The 25,022-nt window shown below is 55.3% G+C and carries 19 protein-coding genes, 2 tRNA genes and 3 rRNA genes; 11 read left to right on the forward strand and 13 right to left on the reverse strand.

Annotation, left to right across the window (positions count from 1 at the left end; genetic code table 11):
- Positions 1–24: 24 nt before the first annotated feature.
- A complete protein-coding gene (gene proC, locus QEN58_RS01690; protein WP_280105474.1) occupies positions 25–849 on the reverse strand; it encodes a pyrroline-5-carboxylate reductase in 825 nt (274 codons plus the stop codon).
- Positions 850–904: 55 nt separating this feature from the next.
- Complete coding sequence (locus QEN58_RS01695) at positions 905–1,621, reverse strand: YggS family pyridoxal phosphate-dependent enzyme (RefSeq protein ID WP_280105475.1); 717 nt, start codon at positions 1,619–1,621, stop codon at positions 905–907.
- Positions 1,622–1,653: 32 nt separating this feature from the next.
- On the opposite strand from QEN58_RS01695, the gene QEN58_RS01700 reads away from it, so the two are divergent.
- Together QEN58_RS01700 and QEN58_RS01705 are read left to right on the forward strand one after the other, a co-directional pair.
- On the forward strand, positions 1,654–2,697 hold the full coding sequence (locus QEN58_RS01700; protein ID WP_280105476.1) for a type IV pilus twitching motility protein PilT: 1,044 nt from the start codon (positions 1,654–1,656) through the stop codon (positions 2,695–2,697).
- On the forward strand, positions 2,690–3,871 hold the full coding sequence (locus QEN58_RS01705; RefSeq protein ID WP_280105477.1) for a PilT/PilU family type 4a pilus ATPase: 1,182 nt from the start codon (positions 2,690–2,692) through the stop codon (positions 3,869–3,871). Before QEN58_RS01700 ends, QEN58_RS01705 begins: the two co-directional genes overlap by 8 nt.
- 24 nt (positions 3,872–3,895) lie before the next feature.
- Here the strand turns inward: QEN58_RS01705 and QEN58_RS01710 are convergent, their stop codons facing one another.
- Positions 3,896–5,035, reverse strand: coding sequence for an anhydro-N-acetylmuramic acid kinase (locus QEN58_RS01710; protein ID WP_280105478.1), 1,140 nt, complete (start codon positions 5,033–5,035; stop codon positions 3,896–3,898).
- A 145-nt stretch (positions 5,036–5,180) separates the two neighbouring features.
- Between QEN58_RS01710 and tyrS the strand changes: the two genes are divergently transcribed.
- From tyrS to QEN58_RS01745, 7 genes are all read left to right on the forward strand, one after another.
- The gene (gene tyrS, locus QEN58_RS01715) at positions 5,181–6,380 is read left to right on the forward strand and encodes a tyrosine--tRNA ligase (protein WP_280105479.1); all 1,200 of its coding nucleotides are present in this window, start codon (positions 5,181–5,183) and stop codon (positions 6,378–6,380) included.
- 503 nt (positions 6,381–6,883) lie between these two features.
- A 16S ribosomal RNA gene (locus QEN58_RS01720) occupies positions 6,884–8,416 on the forward strand.
- An 84-nt stretch (positions 8,417–8,500) separates the two neighbouring features.
- Positions 8,501–8,577, forward strand: a tRNA-Ile gene (locus tag QEN58_RS01725).
- A 119-nt stretch (positions 8,578–8,696) separates the two neighbouring features.
- Positions 8,697–8,772 (forward strand) — tRNA-Ala (locus tag QEN58_RS01730).
- A 243-nt stretch (positions 8,773–9,015) separates the two neighbouring features.
- Positions 9,016–11,906, forward strand: a 23S ribosomal RNA gene (locus tag QEN58_RS01735).
- A gap of 151 nt (positions 11,907–12,057) precedes the next feature.
- A 5S ribosomal RNA gene (gene rrf, locus QEN58_RS01740) occupies positions 12,058–12,173 on the forward strand.
- Together the 16S, 23S and 5S rRNA genes with 2 tRNA genes alongside form the textbook arrangement of a ribosomal RNA operon.
- Before the next feature lie 80 nt (positions 12,174–12,253).
- Positions 12,254–13,585, forward strand: a complete 1,332-nt coding sequence (locus QEN58_RS01745; protein WP_280105480.1) for a deoxyguanosinetriphosphate triphosphohydrolase — start codon at positions 12,254–12,256, stop codon at positions 13,583–13,585.
- Between the two features lie 11 nt (positions 13,586–13,596).
- On the opposite strand, the gene QEN58_RS01750 is transcribed toward QEN58_RS01745, so the two are convergent.
- The 3 genes from QEN58_RS01750 to QEN58_RS01760 all read right to left on the reverse strand — a co-directional run bounded on the left by QEN58_RS01750 (position 13,597) and on the right by QEN58_RS01760 (position 15,651).
- On the reverse strand, positions 13,597–14,505 hold the full coding sequence (locus tag QEN58_RS01750) for a nuclease-related domain-containing protein (RefSeq protein ID WP_280105481.1): 909 nt from the start codon (positions 14,503–14,505) through the stop codon (positions 13,597–13,599).
- A 70-nt stretch (positions 14,506–14,575) separates the two neighbouring features.
- Entirely contained in the window at positions 14,576–14,950 is a 375-nt protein-coding gene (locus QEN58_RS01755; protein ID WP_280105482.1) for a translation initiation factor Sui1, read from the reverse strand.
- Complete coding sequence (locus QEN58_RS01760; protein ID WP_280105483.1) at positions 14,950–15,651, reverse strand: HAD family hydrolase; 702 nt, start codon at positions 15,649–15,651, stop codon at positions 14,950–14,952. The genes QEN58_RS01755 and QEN58_RS01760 overlap by 1 nt, the downstream gene beginning before the upstream one ends.
- A 285-nt stretch (positions 15,652–15,936) precedes the next feature.
- Here QEN58_RS01760 and QEN58_RS01765 point away from each other — a divergent pair, with 285 nt between their 5' ends.
- Entirely contained in the window at positions 15,937–16,362 is a 426-nt protein-coding gene (locus QEN58_RS01765) for a hypothetical protein (protein ID WP_280105484.1), read from the forward strand.
- Positions 16,363–16,378: 16 nt separating this feature from the next.
- Here the strand turns inward: QEN58_RS01765 and QEN58_RS01770 are convergent, their stop codons facing one another.
- The 7 genes from QEN58_RS01770 to tkt form a co-directional block, all read right to left on the reverse strand.
- Positions 16,379–16,729, reverse strand: coding sequence for a hypothetical protein (locus tag QEN58_RS01770; protein WP_280105485.1), 351 nt, complete (start codon positions 16,727–16,729; stop codon positions 16,379–16,381).
- 149 nt (positions 16,730–16,878) lie between these two features.
- Positions 16,879–17,943 (reverse strand): class II fructose-bisphosphate aldolase, encoded by a 1,065-nt coding sequence (gene fba, locus QEN58_RS01775; protein ID WP_226251411.1) that lies wholly within the window; start codon positions 17,941–17,943, stop codon positions 16,879–16,881.
- Positions 17,944–18,041: 98 nt separating this feature from the next.
- Positions 18,042–19,211, reverse strand: coding sequence for a phosphoglycerate kinase (locus tag QEN58_RS01780; protein ID WP_280105486.1), 1,170 nt, complete (start codon positions 19,209–19,211; stop codon positions 18,042–18,044).
- 60 nt (positions 19,212–19,271) lie between these two features.
- Entirely contained in the window at positions 19,272–20,309 is a 1,038-nt protein-coding gene (locus QEN58_RS01785) for a type I glyceraldehyde-3-phosphate dehydrogenase (protein ID WP_280105487.1), read from the reverse strand.
- Between the two features lie 119 nt (positions 20,310–20,428).
- A complete protein-coding gene (locus tag QEN58_RS01790; protein ID WP_280105488.1) occupies positions 20,429–21,154 on the reverse strand; it encodes an LrgB family protein in 726 nt (241 codons plus the stop codon).
- Positions 21,144–21,497: a CidA/LrgA family protein gene (locus QEN58_RS01795; RefSeq protein WP_071695140.1), complete on the reverse strand. Its 354-nt coding sequence runs from the start codon at positions 21,495–21,497 to the stop codon at positions 21,144–21,146. Before QEN58_RS01795 ends, QEN58_RS01790 begins: the two co-directional genes overlap by 11 nt.
- Before the next feature lie 3 nt (positions 21,498–21,500).
- Complete coding sequence (tkt, locus tag QEN58_RS01800) at positions 21,501–23,492, reverse strand: transketolase (RefSeq protein WP_280105489.1); 1,992 nt, start codon at positions 23,490–23,492, stop codon at positions 21,501–21,503.
- 254 nt (positions 23,493–23,746) lie between these two features.
- Here tkt and metK point away from each other — a divergent pair, with 254 nt between their 5' ends.
- Positions 23,747–24,967 (forward strand): methionine adenosyltransferase, encoded by a 1,221-nt coding sequence (gene metK / locus QEN58_RS01805; RefSeq protein ID WP_280105490.1) that lies wholly within the window; start codon positions 23,747–23,749, stop codon positions 24,965–24,967.
- The last annotated feature ends 55 nt before the right edge of the window (positions 24,968–25,022 follow it).

Here is a 25,022-nt window from a genome sequence, read left to right on the forward strand (position 1 = left end):
GGCTGCGCTAGCTGAATGGCTGTATTATTTGCCGCTCAATTCTGTGGCCATTGCCTGGGCGCGATCAGCGCAGGCCTGCATGGCGTCGGCAATGGTGGTGCGCAATTGTGCCTCTTCCATGTGGTGAATGGCACGTTCTGTGGTGCCACCCGGTGACATGACGTTCTGTTTTAACGTGGCCGGGTCTTTATCACTACGTTGCGCCATGGTGGCGGCACCCAGTGCGGTTTGAATAGCCAGTCGGCGAGCAGTGGCGGCAGGTAGGCCAAGTTTAACGGCCGCTTCCTCCATGGCTTCGAACATCAGAAAGAAGTAGGCCGGTGCGCTACCAGAAACAGCAGTGACTGCATCTAACAGCGCTTCTTCTTCCACCCACTCGACAATCCCTACTGCCTCCATTAGCTGGGTGGCCACGTCACGCTGGGCGTCGCTGACCTTAGCATTGGCGTAGAGGCCGCTGGCGCCATAACCCACCAGCGAGGGCGTATTAGGCATACAGCGAACCATGGCGTTTTGGCCGCCTAGCCACTGGTCGATAGTGTCGGCATCCAGTCCTGCGGCAATCGAGATCACCAGCGGCTGCTGGCGCTGAACGCTGTCGCGCAGCGCTTCGCATACGTTGCGCATGATTTGCGGCTTCACCGCCAGTACCACTACATCGGCATCAGCCACCGCCGCATTGTTGTCGGTGTCGGTATTGATGCCTAAGCGTTGTTTAATCGTGGCCAGTTCGTTGTCATTCGGCGCGGTGGCGGTAATCGTGGAAGGCTCGACGCCGCTGTCGATTAGGCCGCCGATAATAGCGCTGGCCATATTGCCGGCCCCAATGAAGGTAATCTTATTCGCCATGGTAGGTGTCCCTTTAGTCAAAGTGTTCTACGTAAAAAAGTGCGCTACTTTTCGTCTAAGCCGATGGGCGAGCACCGAAAATGGCGGTGCCCAAACGCACCAGCGTGGCGCCTTCCAGTACCGCTGCTTCTAAATCGTCGCTCATGCCCATCGAGAGCGTATCAAGAGGCGCATCTGGCAAGCTGTTTTGTAAAGCGGTGAACGCCTCGCGCAGCGCTGCCAGAGGCTGGCGCTGGGCGTCGATACCCTCTGCCGGGGCGGGGATCGCCATTAAGCCGCGCAGGCGCAGATTAGGTAGCGTGGCGACTTCTTTGGCTAATTCCTCTAACGCCTCGGGCATTACGCCGGCTTTGCTCTCTTCGCGGCTGATATTAACCTGCAGGCAGATATTAAGTGGCGCAAGGTGCGTTGGGCGCTGTTCGCTAAGGCGTTTGGCTATTTTTAGCCGGTCGACGCTGTGCACCCAGTCAAAGTGCTCGGCCACAGAGCGGGTTTTGTTGGACTGCAGGGGGCCAATGAAATGCCATACAATGCCTTCAAGGTCGGTAAGCTCGGTCTGCTTTTCCAGCGCTTCTTGCAAATAGTTTTCACCGAATTCACGCTGACCCAGCTGCCAAACCTGACGAATCATCGCCGCGGGCTTGGTTTTACTGACCGCCAATAGCTTGGCTGCACCCTGAGCGCGCCCCGCGTTTTCTAATGCATTACGCAGGCGTTCACGCGCATGGGCGTATGAATGGCCGAGTGACTCGTTAAGCGCGATGTCTGTCATACTCAAGCACCTTACCGCAGCTGGGAAGAGAGATGGATATTACCGAACTGCTAGCATTCTCGGCAAAGCAGAATGCTTCTGACTTGCACCTTTCGGCCGGTTTGCCGCCCATGATACGTGTTGATGGCGACATTCGTCGGCTCAATGTGCCCGCTATCGATAATAACGATGTGCGCAAATTGATCTACGACATCATGAATGATCGCCAGCGGCGCGACTACGAAGAGCACCTGGAAATTGATTTTTCCTTTGAAGTGCCTGGGATTGCCCGCTTCCGCGTGAACGCCTTTACGCAAGCGCGCGGGGCGGGGGCTGTGTTTCGCACCATCCCTAATCAAGTGCTCTCCATGCAAGCCCTGGGGCTCGGTGAGGTGTTCGAGCGCTTGGCAATGTTGCCGCGAGGCCTAGTGCTGGTGACTGGGCCAACGGGGTCGGGTAAAAGCACCACGCTGGCCGCGATGATCGATTACATTAACGATCATCGTTACGAGCATATTCTTACCATTGAAGACCCCGTCGAGTTTGTCCACGCCAGCAAGCGCTGTTTGATAAACCAACGCGAAGTGCACCGCGACACCCATAGCTTTGCCGATGCGTTGCGTAGCGCGCTACGTGAAGACCCGGATGTGATCCTGGTCGGCGAGCTGCGTGATCTGGAGACCATCCGTTTAGCGCTGACCGCGGCTGAAACCGGCCATCTGGTGCTGGGAACGCTGCATACCACCTCTGCCGCCAAGACAATCGACCGGATCATCGATGTGTTTCCCGGCGAAGAAAAAGCCATGGTGCGTTCCATGTTATCGGAATCGCTCCAGGCGGTGGTGTCGCAGTCGCTGCTTAAACGTCAGGGCGGTGGTCGCGTAGCGGCCCACGAAATCCTCATTGCCACTTCTGCCGTGCGCAACTTGATCCGCGAAGACAAAGTGGCGCAGATCTACTCGGCCATTCAAACCGGCGGCAGCCTGGGCATGCAAACCCTGGATGCCGAGCTGTCGCGGTTAGTGAAAGACGGTACCGTAAGTTTGGAAGAGGCGCAGCTGAGTGCGAAGGGAACGCTGGCGATAAAAGATGAATAAAGACAGCTCAACTCAAACGCCATCTGTCGAGCTTTCGCCCACCCAGTGGCTGCACCAACTGCTCGATATCATGGTCGAGCAGCACGCTTCCGATTTACTCATTTCCGTGGGTGCGCCGCCAAGCCTAAAAATGCCCGATGGGCTGGTGCCGTTGGGACAGCAGCGTTTAACCGCCCACCAGGTCAACGAGCTGGTCACCCACACGCTGCCGGAAGGGCTGCGGGAACGTTTTGCCAGTGAGCGAGAGGCGAATTTTGCCCTCAGCCGCGAGGGCAAAGGGCGTTTTCGGGTCAGTGCTTTCCAGCAGCGCAACCAGATGGCGATGGTGGTGCGCAGTATTGCGATTGAGATTCCTCGCCTGGAGGCGCTGGGCGTACCGGGGCAGTTGACTGAATTAGCCCAAGCCAAGCGTGGGCTGGTGCTGGTGGTAGGCGGCACGGGAACCGGGAAGTCGACAACCCTGGCGTCGATGATTCAGCAGCGCAACGAGACCGTCGGCGGCCATATCATCAGTATCGAAGACCCTATCGAGTACCTGCACCCGCATAAGCGCGCGATTGTGAATCAACGCGAAGTGGGGATTGATACCGAGTCGTTTGAGGTGGCGCTAAAAAATACCCTGCGCCAGGCGCCGGATGTGATTCTGATTGGTGAAATCCGCACTCGGGAAACCATGGAACATGCGCTGACGTTTGCTGAAACCGGCCATCTCTGTCTGGCGACACTGCATGCCAATAACGCTAACCAGGCGCTGGAGCGCATCATTCACTTCTTCCCCCATGAACGCCATGAGCAGATCTGGATGGATCTTTCGTTGAATCTGCGTGCAGTCGTCGCCCAGCAACTGCTACCTACGCTTGCGGGCGGGCGCCGTGCGGCCATTGAGATCATGCTTCAGTCGCCGCGCATTGCCGACTTGATCCGTAAAGGAGACGTCGCCGAGATTAAAGCAGCAATGGCCAAGTCCCGTGATGCCGGAATGCAGACCTTCGATCAGGCGTTGCACGACCTGCATCAGGCGGGGCATATCAGTAGAGAAGTGGCCATGGCCCACGCCGACTCGGCTAACGACCTACGCATGCTGCTCAACGTCAGTGACGCCAAGGGGCGTAACCTCACACTAGATGAACAGGTGCCTAGCCATCTGGGGCTGCGCGATGGCGACGATTACTAAGCGTTACTCTTAACTAATATTTAACTACGCAGCATAAATGCCGCCCAGCACGCGCGGGCCCTGCGCACCGGTGACCGAAGGTAAGTTGCCAGGCAGATGATTCAATCGCTGGTGAGCCAGCCAGGCAAAGGCGCCGGCTTCTATCCAGTCTTCAGGCCAACCATACGCCGCTGGCGAAGTGAGCGTGGCGCGAGGCAGATGATGGGCAAGGCGCTGCATTAAGTAGCCGTTGTGAGCGCCGCCGCCAGCGGTGATCAGGGTGAGCGGGCCACTATCGATCCGCAACTGATCAATCCCCTGGGCGACACTAACGGCGGTGAGCTCTGCAAGCGTCGCCTGCACATCAGCGGCGGCTTCCTGCCCGCTGAGATGTTTTCCTAGCCAATCCATATGGAACAACTCACGCCCTGTGCTTCTCGGCGGCGGCTGCTGGAAAAACGGTTCGGATAACAACCGGGCTAATAGCGCTTCATCTACCTTTCCGCTAGCGGCCCAATCGCCGTCCTGATCAAAGCGGCCGCCCTGGTGCAAGGCAAACCAGCCATCCAATAAAACATTTGCGGGTCCGGTATCAAAACCGATCACCGGGTCGTTCGGCTGACTAGAGAGCCAGGTGAGATTGGCAAAGCCGCCTAAATTAAGTACCAACTGATGCGCGTCTGCTCGTCCAAATAGCGCCTGATGAAAGGCCGGTGCCAACGGCGCAGCCTGTCCGCCAGCGGCTAAGTCTCGGCGGCGAAAATCGGCGACCACCGTGCAGCCGGTGAGCTCTGCCAACAGACTGGGGTTGTCCAGCTGTAAAGTATAGCTCGGGCCACCGTCGTGGCCTGCGGGGGCGTGCTCGATGGTTTGGCCGTGACTGCCGATGGCACTGATCTGTTCTACACCCACTGAAAGTGGCGCTAATAAGTGCTGCACGGCTTGGGCCTGGCATTGGCAGAACGCGTGTTCCGCTGCTGCGAGTTGCGCAAAACTGACCTGCTCTGCATGGCACAGGGTGAACAATTGGTGATGTAGCGCATCTGGCATTGGCTCGGCGCGGGTAGCCAACAGGCGCGGCGGCGAATCTTTTTCGATGGCGATAAGTGCCGCATCAATACCGTCCAGACTAGTGCCGGACATCAGGCCAATATAGTAAAGCGGCGAAGCGGTAGGCGTTTTCATAAGCGGACTCGTACAAAGCTAGGCTGAGACTAAACCAGGGTGAGAGCTAAACCAAGGCTCAACCAAGGCGAGCGAGCATGGTAACATCGTCGGCTATTTATCACCTGAGCCCGGTCGGGGCGGTTCTTTATAGTGGAGAGAGGCAATGAGTGAGGTGGATCAGGCTTTAGCGCTGTTATCGCGCGGTACGCATGAAATCCTGATAGAGGATGAGTTAAAAAAGAAGCTGGCTTCAGGCCGCAAACTGCGTATCAAAGCGGGTTTTGATCCTACAGCCCCTGATCTGCACCTGGGGCACAGCGTGTTGCTGACCAAAATGCGCCAGTTCCAGGATTTGGGGCACACGGTTATCTTTTTGATCGGTGACTTTACCGGGCGTATTGGTGACCCTACCGGTAAGAACGTGACGCGCAAACCGCTCACCGAAGAGGACGTGAAAGCCAACGCCGAAACTTATAAAGAGCAGGTGTTTAAAATACTCGACCCTGAGAAAACCGAGGTGCGCTTTAACGCCGAATGGTTTGGCGAGCTCTCCGCCGCTAAAATGATTGAGCTGGCTGCCCAAAGCACCGTCGCCCGTATGCTGGAACGGGATGACTTTGAAAAGCGCTATAAAGCCAATCAATCCATTGCTATCCACGAATTTCTCTACCCCCTGGTACAAGGTTACGACTCGGTAGCGCTTGAAGCGGATGTGGAGCTGGGCGGTACCGACCAGAAGTTCAACCTGCTGATGGGGCGTGAGATTCAAAAGCACTTCGGTCAGGAGCCCCAGGTGGTCATCACCATGCCGCTGTTGGAGGGGTTGGACGGCGTACAGAAGATGTCGAAGTCCCTGGGCAACTACATTGGTGTCGATGAAGCGCCTGGCTCCATGTTCAATAAGCTGGTCTCTATGCCGGATAGCTTAATGTGGCGCTACTTTGAGCTGCTCTCTTTGAAATCGAACGAAGAGATTGACGCGCTCAAGCAAAGCGTTGAGCAGGGCGCGAACCCGCGGGATATCAAGATGGAGCTGGCGCGGGAGCTAATTGCGCGTTACCACGGTGATGAAGCGGCAGCCAATGCGCACAAGTCTGCGGGTAATCAACTGGCCGATGGCGAGCTTCCGGAAGACCTGCCAGAAGTCACGGTTGATTTTGAAGGCAGTGAGCAAGCTCCTATTGCGGCCGTGCTCAATCGAGCAGCGCTTGCGAACAACAGCGCCCAGGCTAAAGATATGCTGGGTAATGGCCGCGTCAAAGTCGACGGCGACGTCGTTGCCAAAGACACCATGCTGGCGACAGGTAAGAGCTATGTTATCCAAGCGGGTAAGAAACGTTACGCCCGTGTGACGCTTATTTGAACTTTCTGTGCTTATTTTTCACAACAGCCCTTGCCAACCCGGCAGCGAAACCGTAAAGTACGCATCCGCTGCCGGGGACGCCTAGCGTTACCAGCGGTGAATGAGGTGTAAAAGCCTTGGTTTGTCAAACAGTTACCGTTTCTGCGATAGCTCGCGGTTTTGGATGTTAGCAGCATCACATCGAAAACAACGCCCTTGACAAACACTAGGAACTGCGTAGAATACGCCTTCCTCGCTGCGGCAAGCCAAGTCAACGGCAGGCCGGTTGCTTTCACAGTAACTATCCAGCGAAACAGCTCTTTAACAATTTGATCAGGTAATTCATGTGGGCGCTTGCTGACGTTGGTGACAAATCACCCAATATCAAGGCAAGCGACTCAAGCAATAAGGTTGTAAAGGATTCGTCCTTTGGAATCTGTTTTGAATGAATTCGTTTGAACCTTGAGCCAAGTTTGGTTCGCTTCTGTCGCTTTCGAGTGGCAGGTAAGAACCGCATAGATCTTAAACTGAAGAGTTTGATCATGGCTCAGATTGAACGCTGGCGGCAGGCCTAACACATGCAAGTCGAGCGGTAACAGATCTAGCTTGCTAGATGCTGACGAGCGGCGGACGGGTGAGTAATGCATAGGAATCTGCCCGGTAGTGGGGGATAACCTGGGGAAACCCAGGCTAATACCGCATACGTCCTACGGGAGAAAGGGGGCTTTGGCTCCCGCTATTGGATGAGCCTATGTCGGATTAGCTAGTTGGTGAGGTAAAGGCTCACCAAGGCAACGATCCGTAGCTGGTCTGAGAGGATGATCAGCCACATCGGGACTGAGACACGGCCCGAACTCCTACGGGAGGCAGCAGTGGGGAATATTGGACAATGGGGGCAACCCTGATCCAGCCATGCCGCGTGTGTGAAGAAGGCCCTCGGGTTGTAAAGCACTTTCAGCGAGGAAGAACGCCTGGTGGTTAATACCCGCCAGGAAAGACATCACTCGCAGAAGAAGCACCGGCTAACTCCGTGCCAGCAGCCGCGGTAATACGGAGGGTGCAAGCGTTAATCGGAATTACTGGGCGTAAAGCGCGCGTAGGTGGCTTGATAAGCCGGTTGTGAAAGCCCCGGGCTCAACCTGGGAACGGCATCCGGAACTGTCAGGCTAGAGTGCAGGAGAGGAAGGTAGAATTCCCGGTGTAGCGGTGAAATGCGTAGAGATCGGGAGGAATACCAGTGGCGAAGGCGGCCTTCTGGACTGACACTGACACTGAGGTGCGAAAGCGTGGGTAGCAAACAGGATTAGATACCCTGGTAGTCCACGCCGTAAACGATGTCGACCAGCCGTTGGGTGCCTAGAGCACTTTGTGGCGAAGTTAACGCGATAAGTCGACCGCCTGGGGAGTACGGCCGCAAGGTTAAAACTCAAATGAATTGACGGGGGCCCGCACAAGCGGTGGAGCATGTGGTTTAATTCGATGCAACGCGAAGAACCTTACCTACCCTTGACATCTACAGAAGCCGGAAGAGATTCTGGTGTGCCTTCGGGAACTGTAAGACAGGTGCTGCATGGCTGTCGTCAGCTCGTGTTGTGAAATGTTGGGTTAAGTCCCGTAACGAGCGCAACCCTTGTCCTTATTTGCCAGCGAGTAATGTCGGGAACTCTAAGGAGACTGCCGGTGACAAACCGGAGGAAGGTGGGGACGACGTCAAGTCATCATGGCCCTTACGGGTAGGGCTACACACGTGCTACAATGGCCGGTACAAAGGGCTGCGAGCTCGCGAGAGTCAGCGAATCCCTTAAAGCCGGTCTCAGTCCGGATCGGAGTCTGCAACTCGACTCCGTGAAGTCGGAATCGCTAGTAATCGTGAATCAGAATGTCACGGTGAATACGTTCCCGGGCCTTGTACACACCGCCCGTCACACCATGGGAGTGGACTGCACCAGAAGTGGTTAGCCTAACGCAAGAGGGCGATCACCACGGTGTGGTTCATGACTGGGGTGAAGTCGTAACAAGGTAGCCGTAGGGGAACCTGCGGCTGGATCACCTCCTTAAACGATGCGTCACGCGTTAGTAAGCGTCCACAATGAATTACCTGATCAGATATAGAGCAAACGGTAAAGGCACGATCCCCTCTTGGGTCTGTAGCTCAGTTGGTTAGAGCGCACCCCTGATAAGGGTGAGGTCGGCAGTTCAAGTCTGCCCAGACCCACCAAATTTTATCTATCGCTGCGTTATTTTATACCTCGCATAGCAGGCTATGTGTCGTCATAAAATGCCTTGCGCTAAATAAAATTGGCCAGAGGTGAATGTGACTAAAAAGAGTGACTCGATGGGGCCATAGCTCAGCTGGGAGAGCGCCTGCCTTGCACGCAGGAGGTCAGCGGTTCGATCCCGCTTGGCTCCACCATTACGTTACTACTCTGTTTAACCCTCAATACCGTTTGTGAATGTTTCGTGACCATTGATAAGTCGCTGTTGCTGTCGTTATAGCACCGCTTTATCACTGTTCATTGAACAGCCGCTCTTTAACAATGTATATCATGCTGACAAGAACACTTCGCAAGAAGTGGTCTTAAATTGTGATACGCGTCAGCGTATCCGGCAAATTGAAACGTGATTATTGCGACATCCAGACTCCTTCGGGTTATAGGGTCAAGCAATTAAGCGCACACGGTGGATGCCTAGGCAGTCAGAGGCGATGAAAGACGTGGTAGCCTGCGATAAGGTTCGGTGAGGTGGCAACAACCTGTGACCCGGACATTTCTGAATGGGGAAACCCACTGACCATAAGGTCAGTATCTTACACTGAATACATAGGTGTAAGAGGCGAACCAGGGGAACTGAAACATCTAAGTACCCTGAGGAAAAGAAATCAACCGAGATTCCCCTAGTAGCGGCGAGCGAACGGGGACCAGCCCTTAAGCATGTGAATGATTAGGCGAACAGATTGGGAAGTCTGGCCGTAGCGGGTGATAGCCCCGTAGTCGAAAATCTGATCATGTGAAATCGAGTAGGTCGGGGCACGAGAAACCTTGACTGAAGACGGGGGGACCATCCTCCAAGGCTAAATACTCCTGACTGACCGATAGTGAACCAGTACCGTGAGGGAAAGGCGAAAAGAACCCCGGAGAGGGGAGTGAAATAGATCCTGAAACCGTGTGCGTACAAGCAGTAGGAGCAGACTTGTTCTGTGACTGCGTACCTTTTGTATAATGGGTCAGCGACTTATATTCAGTGGCGAGGTTAACCGTATAGGGGAGCCGTAGGGAAACCGAGTCTTAACTGGGCGACACAGTCGCTGGATATAGACCCGAAACCGAGCGATCTATCCATGAGCAGGGTGAAGGTTGAGTAACATCAACTGGAGGCCCGAACCAGGATCTGTTGAAAAAGATTTGGATGACTTGTGGATCGGAGTGAAAGGCTAATCAAGCTCGGAGATAGCTGGTTCTCCTCGAAAGCTATTTAGGTAGCGCCTCACGTAGTACCGCCGGGGGTAGAGCACTGTTTCGGCTAGGGGGTCATCCCGACTTACCAACCCGAGGCAAACTCCGAATACCGGTGAGTAACGCGTGGGAGACACACGGCGGGTGCTAACGTCCGTCGTGAAAAGGGAAACAACCCAGACCGTCAGCTAAGGTCCCGAAATCCTGGTTAAGTGGGAAACGATGTGGGAAGGCTTAGACAGCTAGGAGGTTGGCTTAGAAGCAGCCATCCTTTAAAGAAAGCGTAATAGCTCACTAGTCGAGTCGGCCTGCGCGGAAGATGTAACGGGGCTAAACCAGGTACCGAAGCTACGGGTTCATCCTTTGGATGAGCGGTAGAGGAGCGTCGTGTACGCCAATGAAGGTGGATTGAGAAGTCTGCTGGAGGTATCACGAGTGCGAATGCTGACATGAGTAACGATAAAGGGAGTGAAAAACTCCCTCGCCGGAAGACCAAGGGTTTCTGTTCGACGCTAATCGGAGCAGAGTGAGTCGGCCCCTAAGGCGAGGCCGAAAGGCGTAGTCGATGGGAAACGGGTCAATATTCCCGTACCGGACATGGTTGCGATGGGGGGACGAAGAAGGCTAGGTGAGCCAGGCGTTGGTTGTCCTGGTGAAAGTGAGTAGGCTGGGATCTTAGGTAAATCCGGGATCCTTTAAGGCCGAGACACGAAACGAACTGACCACGGTCAGGAAGTCACTGATGCCACGCTTCCAGGAAAAGCCTCTAAGCTTCAGATCATGTGCGACCGTACCCCAAACCGACACAGGTGGTCAGGGTGAGAATCCCAAGGCGCTTGAGAGAACTCGGGTGAAGGAACTAGGCAAAATGGTGCCGTAACTTCGGGAGAAGGCACGCCGGCGTAGGGTGATGAGACTTGCTCTCTAAGCCCGAACCGGTCGAAGATACCAGGTGGCTGCAACTGTTTATTAAAAACACAGCACTCTGCTAACGCGCAAGCGGACGTATAGGGTGTGACGCCTGCCCGGTGCCGGAAGGTTAAATGATGGTGTTAGCCGCAAGGCGAAGCTCTTGATTGAAGCCCCGGTAAACGGCGGCCGTAACTATAACGGTCCTAAGGTAGCGAAATTCCTTGTCGGGTAAGTTCCGACCTGCACGAATGGCGTAATGATGGCCACGCTGTCTCCACCCGAGACTCAGTGAAATTGAAATCGCCGTGAAGATGCGGTGTACCCGCGGCTAGACGGAAAGACCCCGTGAACCTTTACTATAGCTTCACACTGGACGCTGATGTTGCCTGTGTAGGATAGCTGGGAGGCTTTGAAACTCGGACGCCAGTTCGGGCGGAGCCAACCTTGAAATACCAGCCTGGCATCATTGGCGTTCTCACTCAGGTCCGTTATCCGGATCGAGGACAGTGTGTGGTGGGTAGTTTGACTGGGGCGGTCTCCTCCTAAAGAGTAACGGAGGAGCACGAAGGTACCCTCAGCACGGTCGGACATCGTGCATTGAGTGCAAGAGCATAAGGGTGCTTGACTGCGAGACAGACACGTCGAGCAGGTGCGAAAGCAGGTTCTAGTGATCCGGTGGTTCTGTATGGAAGGGCCATCGCTCAACGGATAAAAGGTACTCCGGGGATAACAGGCTGATACCGCCCAAGAGTTCACATCGACGGCGGTGTTTGGCACCTCGATGTCGGCTCATCACATCCTGGGGCTGAAGTCGGTCCCAAGGGTATGGCTGTTCGCCATTTAAAGTGGTACGCGAGCTGGGTTTAGAACGTCGTGAGACAGTTCGGTCCCTATCTGCCGTGGGCGTTGGATGTTTGAGAAGGGCTGCTCCTAGTACGAGAGGACCGGAGTGGACGACCCTCTGGTGTTCCGGTTGTCACGCCAGTGGCATTGCCGGGTAGCTATGGTCGGACGGGATAACCGCTGAAAGCATCTAAGCGGGAAGCCCCCTTCAAGATGAGACATCCCTGAGGCCTAGAGCCTCCTGAAGGGCCCAGCGAGACCAGCTGGTTGATAGGCACGGTGTGGAAGCGCTGCAAGGCGTTGAGCTAACGTGTACTAATGGCCCGTGAGGCTTGACCCTATAACACCCAAGGGGTCTGGTCGTGATGATGACGTTGATGAATGCCGGATACGCAGCGTGTGGCCCAAACGACATAACGTAAGGGCGGCAGGCGATAAGACGCACACAATTGAGTTAAAAACAGTCAGCATGATGTACATAGCCAGTTACGCCTGACGACCATAGCACGCGTGAACCACCTGATCCCTTGCCGAACTCAGAAGTGAAACCGCTTAGCGCCGATGGTAGTGTGGGGTCTCCCCATGCGAGAGTAGGTCATCGTCAGGCACCTATACCAAAAAACCTCCAGGGCTAACGCCTTGGGGGTTTTTTTTATGGCAAAATGCACTCCTCAAGGAGGAATGCCCATGACTCAGATGCGCTGGGAACAGTTACTTTCCCCACGTCGTCTTCACGATCAACGCTCAACAAGCACCCGTGAAATTGGTCGTAGCCCGTTTCATAAAGATCACGACCGAATTGTTTTTTCCGGTTCGTTCAGACGTCTTGGGCGCAAGACGCAGGTGCATCCGCTGACCGAAAACGATCATATCCATACTCGCTTGACTCACTCGCTTGAAGTTGGCTGTGTAGGTCGTTCTTTGGGTATGATCGTGGGCGAGCTATTACATGATCGCTTACCTGAATGGATAACGCCGGCTGATCTTGGCGTCATCGTGCAGACGGCATGCCTGGGCCATGACATTGGTAATCCCCCTTTTGGCCATGCAGGTGAGTACGCTATTCGCGACTGGTTTCAGCGTGCGCAGAGCAGTGGCTTGTTAGCAGGGCTGTCAGACGCTGAACGAGAAGATCTGTTGACCTATGAGGGTAACGCTCAGGGCTTTCGGGTGATAACGCAGATTGAATATAACCAGTTTAATGGCGGTATGCGGCTATCGGCGGCTACCCTGGGTGCGCTGCTTAAATACCCCTGGACGGTTCGCTACAGCGGCCGGGCGGGTAAGTTCGGCGCTTACCAGTCCGAGCAAGCGCTGCTCAAAGAGGTGGCTGAAGCGGTGGGATTGTTGCCCCAAGGCGAGCAGCGCTGGTGTCGTCATCCGCTGGCGTGGCTGGTCGAGGCTGCAGATGATATTTGCTATGCCCTGCTGGATCTGGAGGATGGTTTGGAGATGGGCATCCTTCGCTATGAAGAAGTCGTCGAAATACTACGCCAAATTGCCGGAGAGTTTCCGCCCGAGTATGCCGATATGCAAGCTCGTAACGTGTCCCAGCGTCGCCGTATTGCACTGCTGCGAGGCGCTGCCATGGAGCGTGCGGTTAATGATGTCGGTGCGGTATTTGTGCAGCATGAACAGGCTCTGCTGAATGGCACGCTCAGTGATGATCTGTTAGAACTATGTCACCCTGACTTGGGGTGGGGCGTTCAGGCGGCGAAGCAGTTGGCTCGAGAGCGCATTTTCCAGAATGAACGTAAGGCAAAGCTGGAAATTGGTGCCTATACGACGCTGGGTATTCTGCTGGAAGCCTTTATTGGCGCTGCACATGAGCTTCATCACACAGGGCGCTCATCGTTTAAACACCAGCGTGTACTGGCCCTGATCGGTGAAAACACCCCTCTGCCATCTTGGTCACTCTACGATAGCTATCGGCGAATGCTGGACTTTATTGGTGGGATGACAGACCACTATGCGGTGGACTTGGCCCAGGAGATGGGCGGCCGACTACGCGGCGATTGAAAGGAGGGCACTTAAACTGAAGGTTGGCTTAGGTGCTTCAACTCCATCAGCTTAGCGCGCTCAAGCAGAATATTAATGACCTTGTCATGGATGGCGTCATTGAGTGGGCCTGGCGTTAGCTCGGTTATCTGCTTTGCAAGGGTATCGCCGCTCACCACCATAATATCAGGGGCGGCTTCGCTGTTATCTATTTTCCAACCCGGCAGCACCAGTACGCCTCGTACGGGAACAGCCACGCCACAGCGACGCTCGAGCCAGTGGGCCAGCCAACTAACCCCTTGGCGTGTTTTATATAGCGGCCGTCGCTCTTGCCAATGTGGAAAACGCAACCGCTCGCGCTCCACCGCAACGGTATTGAGCTCATTGCCATCGGTGCCGATAGGGAGTGTCCTTGCACGTGTCTCTACCACAAACACCCCATTGGGCGTGACTACGACGTGATCAATTGTGAAGCTATCGGTGGGAACATCATGGAACACGTAGTAAGGATGCGCATCCGGGCGGACTAAGCGCTCCAGCTCTTGACCAACAGCGAGTTCACAGGCTAAACCTAATTTTAAGCGCCGTATACGCTGATAGTCGCGTACTAACAGCAATGAAAACGTTAGTACCAGTAAGGTGCTGAGCAGGCCATACAATGCCCATTCGACCCAGTCTTGTTGCTCGACAAACAGCATGCGCCCCATCCCATAAACAAGCGGGGCGAGACTGATAATCGGCCCCAACGCGCCGTTTAAAAATAGACTGGAAAAAGCTTTGTCCAGACGGTAGCGAAGCGCTTGGCCCGGTTCATGAAGGGGGGCGTTAAATGGGGAGTGAACGCGAGCATCGTGAAGGCTGCGCAGGGCAAGGACAATACTCGCCATTGCTGCCATGGGGAATAAAAAGATCAGGGGTAGCACGTATTCCAGCCAAGCCATTGCAGTGCCTTGCTCTATAGAGACTTAACCAATGGTAAACCACGATGGTAAGTCATAGTGGTGTAGAGGCCTAGCCTCCAGCGAGTTTAACCTGGTAGCCAAGGTTGCTTAACTCTTGACGCAGGGTATCGCGGTGGTCGCCTTGAATTTCAATAACACCTTCTTTAACTGCTCCGCCCGTTCCACAACGCTTTTTAAGCGTTTTTGCCAAGGTTTTAAGCTCTTCGCTAGGCAGTGGGATGCCACTAATGGTCGTAACGCCTTTGCCTTTCCGGCCACTCGTTTCGCGGCGAATGCGTACCACGCCATCAAGCGCTGCCAGACGCTGCTGTTCACTCAAATCATCGCAGTGGCAGTCATCGAGTGGTTCCCGGCAGGTGGGACAGGTTTTGCCATGTTCGGTGGAGTAAACCAGCCCGCCGAGCTGGTCACGTAAAGAGGCCATTATTCTCCTCCCATTGAGTGTTGAGGCACAGGTGTTTTCCAATACTCACGCGTGAGCCGCTCCACTACGGCGGGTAACTGATACATATTGCTGATCATGATAGCGTTTTCAGGCGTTGTTTCAGCATCAGGGAAACGATTTAAGTGGATTACCGTCATTCCCGCTTGAAGCGCCGCGCGTACACCTACCAAGGCATCGTCTATGGCAATGCAGTCACGCGCTGAATAGCCCATGATACTCGCTGCGTGTAGATGTAAACAGGGTTCGGGCTTCCAGCAATTGGCGGTATAGCCACTGAAAAAACGTTTGCCAAAGTAGTGGCTGAGTCCGGTAGCCTCTAGCGCCGTGCGAATTTTGCTTTCAGGCCCGTTAGAGACCACGGCACTGGGATAACCTGCCAAAACGTCCAGTGCCTCTTTGGCACCTGGTATGGTCGTCAACTCCTGGGCAAGCCGGGTGGCTAAATTGGCCCGCATGGAGGCTTCCATACGGTCAAGCCGGTCAGGGTCAACGTCACCGTAGCGTTGCTGCAGTTCAGCAACGATGCGCCGGAAACGCGCTCCACGAAACTCACCGAGATAATCAGTAGACGCGAAAGGCAGGCCTACTGAATTAAGCCCAACGGCCATCTCTTCGGCCAGTAGCGGCTCACTATCGACGAGAGTGCCATCACAGTCAAACAGCAAAAGTGGGAGCGGCATTGCGTTTCCTTGCAGCGGTTTAAGCGCTGCCAGTGTTAGTTGAAGCTATTCATACTGCTATTGAACGGGATTTTACGCCATTTGTGAACACTGTTTTGTTATTTTTTGCTTGCCTGAATGCGACTCTTGAGCCAGCTTAGATGGCTACGATCATTTTATTAGCGACTGTTGCAGGCCAGCTAGCGTCTGAACACGCTGTAGCGCTAGCGTTGGAAATGGCCCAACTGCGCTGAAGAGATAGTAGGGATACACTATCCTGTCATACCACAATATGGAGAACACCCAATGCGACTAACCCCTTGGATGCTACCCTTTGCACTCAGCGCTGCTTTGCTAACGACGACGGGCTATGTGTTTGCTGATAGCCATGAGTCAGAGGGTGGGCAGCACGAGCCTATGGATGATGCAGCACTTGAAGAGGAGTACGGAATTAAAGCGGGATCAGTAAAGCGTGATGAAGATGAAGGCACTTCTTCTAGCGATTCCGAAGGCGCTGATGAGCAGGCGCGCGTCCGTGAAGAAGAGGAGGAGAAAAACGAAGACGTAGCCACCAGCGAGGGCGAGGCTAACGTAGAGTTAGAGCCTGGTGCGAGTGAAGAGCGAAGCCCGGAGGCTGGCACGGGCGGCACGGGCAGTCCCGACGATGCTATTCACAGCAGCGAAGAAGAGAATAGCGAAGATGATGAAGAAGGCACCGACGATAATGAGTAACGTCAGTGCCTAAGCGCTACTTGGCGAGTCGACGCGAGTTAGCGCTACTACGCTGATGGTAAGGTTTCATTGTGCGCTGGCTGGTAATCCACCAGGGAGCCTGCGTGCCGCTCATTGAATTGAGCAGCGCTTTTTGCATGACGAGGCCAGCTTCCATGCTGGCCTCGAGTTTTTCGGTCACCATGCGTTGATTTTCTTGCATCATTTTAGGGCTGAAAAATGGCTGTGTTTGCCATAAATGATTTCGCATAGCAATCGTCGATAAAGACGTCGACCATAGCTCAAAGGCCATGAGGCCGACCTTCCATATATCGAACATCGCTACCGGAGTAGTGGGCATTAGGGGAAACGGAGTAGTGGATTTCATCAGCGTTATGGCCTCCTTGCTGGAACACGAGACGTCGTGGCTTCATACCCAGTGTTAGCCTATCAATGCTGCGTTGCAACATCTATTTAATTAGCCACAAAAAAAGACGACCACCGGGTCGTCTTTTTCGAAAGTGCGGCAGTGACAGTTTACTTTACCTTGGGAGCAAGCTCGCCGCGCTCATAGCGCAGGAACATCTCTTCCAGACTAATCGGCTTAATCTTGCTGGCGTTGCCAGCCGTGCCAAAGGCTTCGTAGCGAGCGATACATAGATCACGCATCGCGGTAACGGTCTCTTTCAAGAACTTACGCGGGTCGAATTCTGACGGGTTCTCAGCCAGGAAGCGACGCACTGCACCGGTAGAAGCCAAGCGCAGGTCGGTGTCGATGTTGACCTTGCGCACGCCGTGCTTAATCCCCTCAACGATCTCTTCAACGGGCACGCCATACGTTTCGGGGATTTCGCCGCCGTATTGGTTAATCACTTCCAGCCACTCCTGGGGAACTGAAGAGGAGCCATGCATGACTAGGTGAGTATCCGGAATCCGCGCGTGGATTTCTTTAATACGCTGGATAGAGAGCGTGTCACCGGTAGGCGGCTTAGTGAACTTGTAAGCGCCGTGGCTGGTGCCAATGGCAATCGCCAGTGCGTCCACGTGGGTGGCTTTAACAAACTCTGCGGCTTCTTCTGGGTCGGTAAGCAGCTGTTCCATATCCAGCTTGCCTTCCGCGCCGATACCGTCTTCCTCTCCGGCCATGCCGGTTTCCAGGCTGCCCAGGCAGCCCAACTCACCTTCGACGGAAACGCCACAAGCGTGCGCCATTTCCACCGCGCGCCGAGTAACATTGACGTTATAGTCGTAGTCGGTGGGCGTTTTGCCATCTTCGCCCAAAGAGCCATCCATCATCACCGAGGAGAAGCCGAGCTGAATAGAGCGTTGGCAGATTGCAGGGCTGGTGCCGTGATCCTGGTGCATGACCACAGGGATATGCGGAAACTCTTCGACAGCCGCCAAAATCAGATGGCGCAGGAAAGGTGCACCCGCGTACTTACGTGCACCGGCAGATGCTTGCACGATGACAGGTGAATCGGTGGCATCAGCGGCTTCCATAATGGCGCGCATCTGCTCAAGGTTGTTGACGTTGAACGCCGGAATGCCGTAACCGTATTCGGCGGCGTGGTCGAGCATTTGGCGCATGCTGATCAAAGCCATGAAGTTACCTTATCTATGTTGTAGAGACTGGGTTGTCAAAACAGAGTTATCAAAAATGAGCTGTAAAGACTGAGCGTTCAGGTTCAAGTCGTGCAATGTTAACCGCGTTTGGCGGCAGCTTCGAGGGCAGCGACGGCAGGCAATTGCTTGCCTTCGACATATTCAAGAAACGCGCCGCCGCCGGTAGAAATATACGAAACGCGATCCGAAATGGCATATTTATCAATGGCCGCTAACGTATCGCCGCCACCCGCAATAGAGAAGCCTGCGCTATCGGCGATGGCCTGCGCGATCACCTGAGTGCCTTTACCAAACTGGTCGATTTCAAATACACCGACGGGGCCGTTCCACAAAATAGTGCCAGCGTCTTTGAGCATGCTGGCCAAATGTGCAGCAGTGTCTGGGCCAATATCCAGAATCATCTCATTGTCAGCCACCTGATCGACCGGCTTGACAGTGGCCTTGGCCGATTCGGAAAACTCGGTGGCAACGACAACATCGGTAGGAAGCGGAATCGAGACCTTCTCCATCAGCGCTTTAGCTTGGCCTACCAAATCGGCTTCATGGAGTGATTTGCCAACATTGTACCCCGCAGCGGCAATAAAGGTGTTGGCGATACCGCCGCCGACAATCAGTTGATCGCATTTATCAGCCAGCGCGGTGAGAACATCCAGCTTGGTAGAGACCTTCGAACCGCCGACGATGGCTGCCATGGGCCGGGCTGGATGCGCCAGCGCTTTTTCAAGCGCATCGAGTTCCTGGGCAAGCAATGGGCCAGCGCAGGCGCTGGGGGCAAAACGCGCCACGCCGTGGGTAGAGGCTTGAGCTCGGTGGGCGGTGCCAAACGCGTCCATTACAAAGATATCGCACAGCGCGGCGTACTGTTTCGCCAGCTGTTCATCGTCTTTGTTCTCGCCGCTGTTAAAGCGCACGTTCTCTAGCAGTACGATGTCGCCGTTGGCGAGATCCAGCGTTTCACCCAGATAGGCTTTAATCAGCGGCACTGGGCGGCCTAATAGTTCACCCAAGTGTTCAGCCACCGGCGCCAGGGAAAACTCCTCGGCGGGTTCGCCTTCGGTGGGGCGTCCTAAATGGCTCATCAACATCACCTTCGCCCCAGCCTTTGCGGCGGCTTGGATGGTTGGCAGTGCAGCACGCAGCCGGGCGTCGCTGGAGACGCGGCCATGTTTGATGGGCACATTCAAATCTTCACGAATCAGCACGCGTTGTCCTTCCAAGGGAAGGTCAGTCATCTTTTTTACGTTCATGGAAGCGGTTTCCTCGTGTTTAGGCCGTGGAACTCAATATAAACAGCTAATGCAAATAGGTTACGTATCTGTCGAAAGTCTGGCCAGTCGCTGGCTAATATCAAGCATACGGTTAGCGAACCCCCACTCGTTGTCGAACCAGCACAGCAGCTTGATAAGGCGCTTGCCCGCTACCCGTGTCTGGGTAGCGTCCAGGATGCCTGAGCGAGGGTCGTGATTAAAATCAACCGACGCCATGGGCGCTTCAGTATAGCCAAGCACGCCTTTTAAGCGCTGCTGGCTGGCGGCCAGCAGTAGCGTATTCACATCGTCCCGGTGGGTGTCGCGTCTGACGGTGAGCGCCACGTCCATAGCAGAGACATTGATCGTGGGGACGCGTACGTGGAGGCATTCAAAGCGGCCCGCAAGATTGGGCATCAAGCGGCTAATGCCGAGAGCCAAGCCGGTATCCACCGGCACAATAGAGTGCATTGCCGATCGGGTAAGGCGCAGGTCAGTCTGGTGGTAGGCATCGATCACCGGCTGGTCGTTCATCGCCGAGTGAATCGTCGTGGTGACACCGTGCTCAAGACCGAGAGCTTCATCCAGAACGGTCAACAGCGGCACCAGGCAGTTGGTGGTGCACGAGGCGGCAGATAGAACGCGCTGAGAAAGCGCCAGCTCACCTTCATTAATGCCCCACACAATGGTGGCATCGACATCATTTTCCGCTGGCTGGGAGAACAGCAGCCGCTTAGCACCTGCCGCTAAGTGCAGTTCAGCGGTGGCACGATCTTTAAAGCTCCCAGAGCACTCTAACACCAGATCTACGTCAAGCGCCTTCCAGGGCAGCTCGCGTGGGTCTTGTTCGCATAGTACCTGGATGCGCTGGCCGTTGACGATAAGGTACTGCCCGTCGTGGTCGACGTCACCGGGAAAGCGGCCATGGGTGGTGTCGTAACGGGTGAGATAGGTGATAGTCGCGAGATCAGAGAGTTCATTAATAGCGACCACTTCAAGTTCGGGGTGTCGCCGCTCGACGAGCGCCCGCAACACGCATTGGCCAATGCGTCCGTAACCGTTAATGGCGATGCGATACCTGGGAGCAGAATTAGCCATGCAGAAGGGTGGCTCTTAAAAGTGAAACAGTGATCGAAACGTGTAACGCTGTCTAAGTTAAAACTCGTTGCAATGATAACTTATTTCAGAGGACGATTCTTATCAACGCCCCGTGCCCATTAGCCGCCCATACCTACTAATCGCCAGGCGAGTGGCAGCAGTACCGCGGTGAAAATACCGGTAAGGCTCATGCCCAGTGAGGCAAAAGCACCTGCGGTGGGGCTGATCTCAAACGCTCTTACCGTACCAATGGCATGGCCGTTAAGTCCCAAGGCGAAACCGATCAAGCGCTCGTCGTCAATATGCAGCCAACGCGCAGCGAGGCTGACACAGGGAATCGTGATCACCCCGGTAACCAGCAGTGCACCCAACAGCAGTGCCGTGGTGCCGCCAAGCTGTTCCGTAATGCCGATAGCGATGGGTGCAGTCACCGATTTAGCGGCAATGGATGCGAGTATGGTGTCCGAGCTGCCCAGCAACCAAGCAATGGCCAGCGAGTAGCAAGCCGCCAGTGTCGCAGCGATGGGCAAACAAATCGCCAGCGGTCGCCACAGCTCAACGATGCGCGGCAACTGTTGATAAAGCGGCATCCCCAGCGCCACCGTGGCTGGCCCCAATAGCACCGTTAGCCATTTCGCCCCCTGCTGATAGTCAGTGTACGGCAAGCCTATCAGCGCTAACGCCCCTGCCAATAGCAGCGCCGCGATCAAAATAGCGGGCAACCAAGAAGGGCGCCTTAAACGTTGGAACAGAGCGCTACCCAGCAAATAAGCGGCGAGCGTTAATCCCACCGCAAACAGCGGGGTGGTGGTTAATAGAGAGAGAAGCGGTGTATCAGCGGACATTGGGTTGCCCGATTAGTCGCTTGAGCAGCCACAGCGTGGTCACCACACTGAGTAGCGTGCCCAGCAATAGCGCGATAAGGATAGCCGTCCACTGCCCGGCCAGCTCACCGATGATAAAAAACACCCCAACAACGCCGGGCATAATCAGCATGGCAAGTAGTGCAATCAGTGGCTGGGCGGCAGCGGCAATGTTGTTAGGTACACGGCCCCGAACGGCGAGCGTCGCGCAGAGCAGCAGCATGCCGATCACGCCAGACGAGATTGGCAAAGCGGTGAAGTGGATCACCACTTCACCAATAAGCCAGTAGCTAATCAGCCATAGAAAGCCACTAAGTGCTGGCATGGCTTAGCCGAGTAGTTCGTTGGCTTGCTTGACCACATTCTCGACAGTAAAGCCGAAGTGTTTAAACAGATCGCCCGCCGGCGCAGATTCGCCGTAGGTGGTCATGCCGATCACGCGGCCTTCCAGACCCACATACTTGTACCAGTAGTCAGCGTGAGCGGCTTCGATAGCAATACGCTTGGTCACCGCTTTGGGCAGTACGCTCTCACGGTACTCGGCATCCTGGCCGTTAAAGCGATAGGCCGAGGGCATGGAGACCACGCGTACCGCTTTGCCCTGCTGCTCAAGCTCGGCGGCGGCGTCCATCGCCAGGGCCACTTCAGAGCCAGTGGCAATCAGAATCAACTCCGGTGTTCCTTCGCTGTCCTTAAGAACGTACGCACCGTTTTGAATGGCTGCCAGCTGCGCTTTGGTGCGCTGCTGGTGGGGCAGGTTCTGGCGTGACAGTACTAGCGCGGTGGGGCCAGAGTGACGCTTGATGGCGGCATCCCAAGAGGCGGCGGTTTCCACCGCATCGCAGGGGCGCCAGGTGTTTAGGTTCGGCGTAGTACGCAGGCTGGTGAGCTGCTCGATCGGCTGGTGGGTCGGGCCATCTTCACCCAGACCGATGGAGTCGTGGGTAAACACGTAAATCACCTGCTGGCCCATCAGCGACGCCATGCGGATCGAGTTACGCATGTACTCCATAAAGATCAGGAAGGTCGCGCCGTAAGGTACCAAGCCGCCGTGCAGGGCGATGCCGTTCATGACCGCGCCCATGCCGAACTCACGCACACCGTAGTGCAGGTAGTTACCGCTGGCGTCTTCAGGGGTGATCGCTTTGGCGCCTTTCCAGAAGGTCAGGTTAGATGGCGCCAAGTCGGCACTGCCGCCCAGCAGCTCCGGCATTTTCGGGCCAATGGCATTTAACACTTCAAAGGAGGCTTTGCGTGACGCAATGGTCTCGCCACGCTCTTGGGCCTGCTCAATCAAGGCTTCGGTAGGCAGTTCCGCGGGCAACTGGCGCTTCATCCGGCGGGTGAACTCTCGCGCTTCCGTGGGGAAGGCTTCAGCATAGCGGGCAAACCGCGCATCCCACGCCTGCTGGGCCGCTTTTCCAGCTTCACGGGCATCCCAGCCCGAGTAGATTGGTTCGGGAATATGGAACGGAGCGTGCGGCCAGTCGAGCTGGGTGCGGGCCAGGGCCACTTCATCATCGCCTAGGGGAGCGCCGTGAGCGTCTTCCTTGCCCTGCTTGTTGGGAGCACCAAAACCGATAATGGTCTTGCAGATAATCAGGCTCGGCTTATCGTCATGGCTCTTGGCCAGCTCAATAGCGGCTTTGATCTCTTCAGGCTTGTGACCATCTACATTGGGCACCACGTGCCAGCCGTAAGCTTCAAACCGCTTGGCGGTATCGTCGGTAAACCAGCCTTCCACTTCACCATCAATGGAGATGCCGTTATCGTCGTATACAGTGATCAGCTTACCCAACTGCTGGGTGCCGGCCAGTGAGGCCGCTTCATGGGAGATCCCTTCCATTAAGCAGCCGTCACCAACAAAGCACCATGTGTGATGGTCCACAATTGTGTGACCGGGGCGGTTGAACTGCGCCGCCATGGTTTTTTCAGCAATCGCAAAGCCCACAGCGTTGGCAAAACCCTGACCCAGCGGGCCAGTGGTGGTTTCAATGCCAGGCGCATAACCGAATTCCGGGTGGCCCGCGGTGGGCGAGTGCAACTGACGGAAATTCTGCAGCTGTTCCAGGCTCAGCTCGTAGCCACTGAGGTGCAGCAGCGAGTAAAGCAGCATGGAGCCGTGGCCATTGGAGAGCACAAAGCGATCACGATCGGCCCACTTGGGGTCTTCGGGGTTGTGCTTGAGGTAGTCATTCCATAGCACTTCGGCGATATCAGCCATACCCATGGGGGCGCCCGGGTGGCCTGACTTGGCCTTCTGAACGGCATCCATGGACAGGGCGCGAATGGCATTGGCTAACTCAAAACGGGACGGCATGGGGGTGCTCCTCGCTTGAAAACAGAAATTATAAAGGCGCTATTGTCGCTGACTTCCCATGTTGCGGCAAATATAGCGGAAAATTCTCGGGATCACGTTCTGGGAAGCGTCGCCGACAGCGTGTAGACTCTGCCTCCCGACGCGGTAGAAAAGTAATGCTATCGCTTCACTAATACGGGCAGGGGCCACCTGCCATGATTTCCTGCTGATGCTGTGGATTACATACAGCCGTCATACAGAGGGTAGAGTGCGCGATGAGCGAATATTCCCTGTTTACCTCCGAGTCCGTCTCCGAAGGTCATCCCGATAAGATTGCCGATCAGATCTCTGACGCAGTGCTAGATGCCATTATCGCCCGCGATAAACAGGCCCGCGTTGCCTGTGAAACCATGGTGAAAACCGGGGTGGCGATCATTGCCGGTGAAATTACCACCTCCGCCTGGGTCGATTTAGAAACCCTCGTGCGAGATGTGATTATCAGCATTGGCTATAACTCGTCTGATGTCGGCTTTGACGGCGCGACCTGCGGCGTAGTTAATCTCATCGGTAAGCAGAGCGTCGACATTGCCCAGGGCGTTGATCGCAGCAAACCGGAAGATCAGGGCGCTGGCGACCAGGGCCTGATGTTTGGCTACGCAACTAACGAAACCGATTCGTTTATGCCGGCACCGATCCACTACTCCCACCGATTGGTCGAGCGTCAGGCCGAACTGCGTAAAAATGGCCTGCTGCCTTGGCTGCGCCCGGATGCCAAGAGTCAGGTAACCTTCCGCTATAACGCCGAAGGTCAGCCCTGCGGTGTCGATGCTATCGTGCTCTCTACCCAACACGACCCAGATATTGATCAGGAAGATCTGCGCAAAATGATCAAGCGTGAGGTCATTGAGCAAGTCATCCCCGCCGAGTGGTTGGATGACAGCACCCAGTACCATATCAACCCGACCGGCAAATTTGTGATTGGCGGCCCGGTAGGCGACTGCGGGCTAACCGGACGTAAAATCATCGTCGACACTTACGGCGGCATGGCACGTCACGGTGGTGGCGCGTTCTCGGGCAAAGACCCCTCTAAAGTGGATCGCAGCGCCGCCTATGCGGGCCGCTATGTCGCTAAGAACGTAGTTGCCTCGGGGCTGGCTGACAAGTGTGAGATTCAGGTCTCCTACGCGATTGGCGTTGCCGAGCCGACGTCGGTCTCTGTCGACACCTTTGGCACCGGTAAAATTGACGATGCCAAGATCGTTGCACTGGTTCGCGAGCACTTTGACCTGCGCCCCTACGCGATCACCAAAATGCTTGATCTGCTGCACCCGATGTATCAGCTCACCGCCGCTTACGGCCACTTTGGCCGGGCACCGTTCGAGCACAGCTACACCTGGAGCGACGATAAAGGCCAAGCGCATACTGAAACCTTTATCGCCTTCCCGTGGGAAAAGGTTGATAAGGCCGATGCACTGCGTAAGGCCGCCGGTTTGTAAGAGATTCGCTACACTGTTTGTAAGAAATGTATTAAATCGCCCCTTTGGCTTCGGC

Source organism: Halomonas alkaliantarctica, from assembly GCF_029854215.1.
In the GTDB taxonomy this organism is placed as follows: Bacteria; Pseudomonadota; Gammaproteobacteria; order Pseudomonadales; family Halomonadaceae; genus Vreelandella; species Vreelandella alkaliantarctica_A.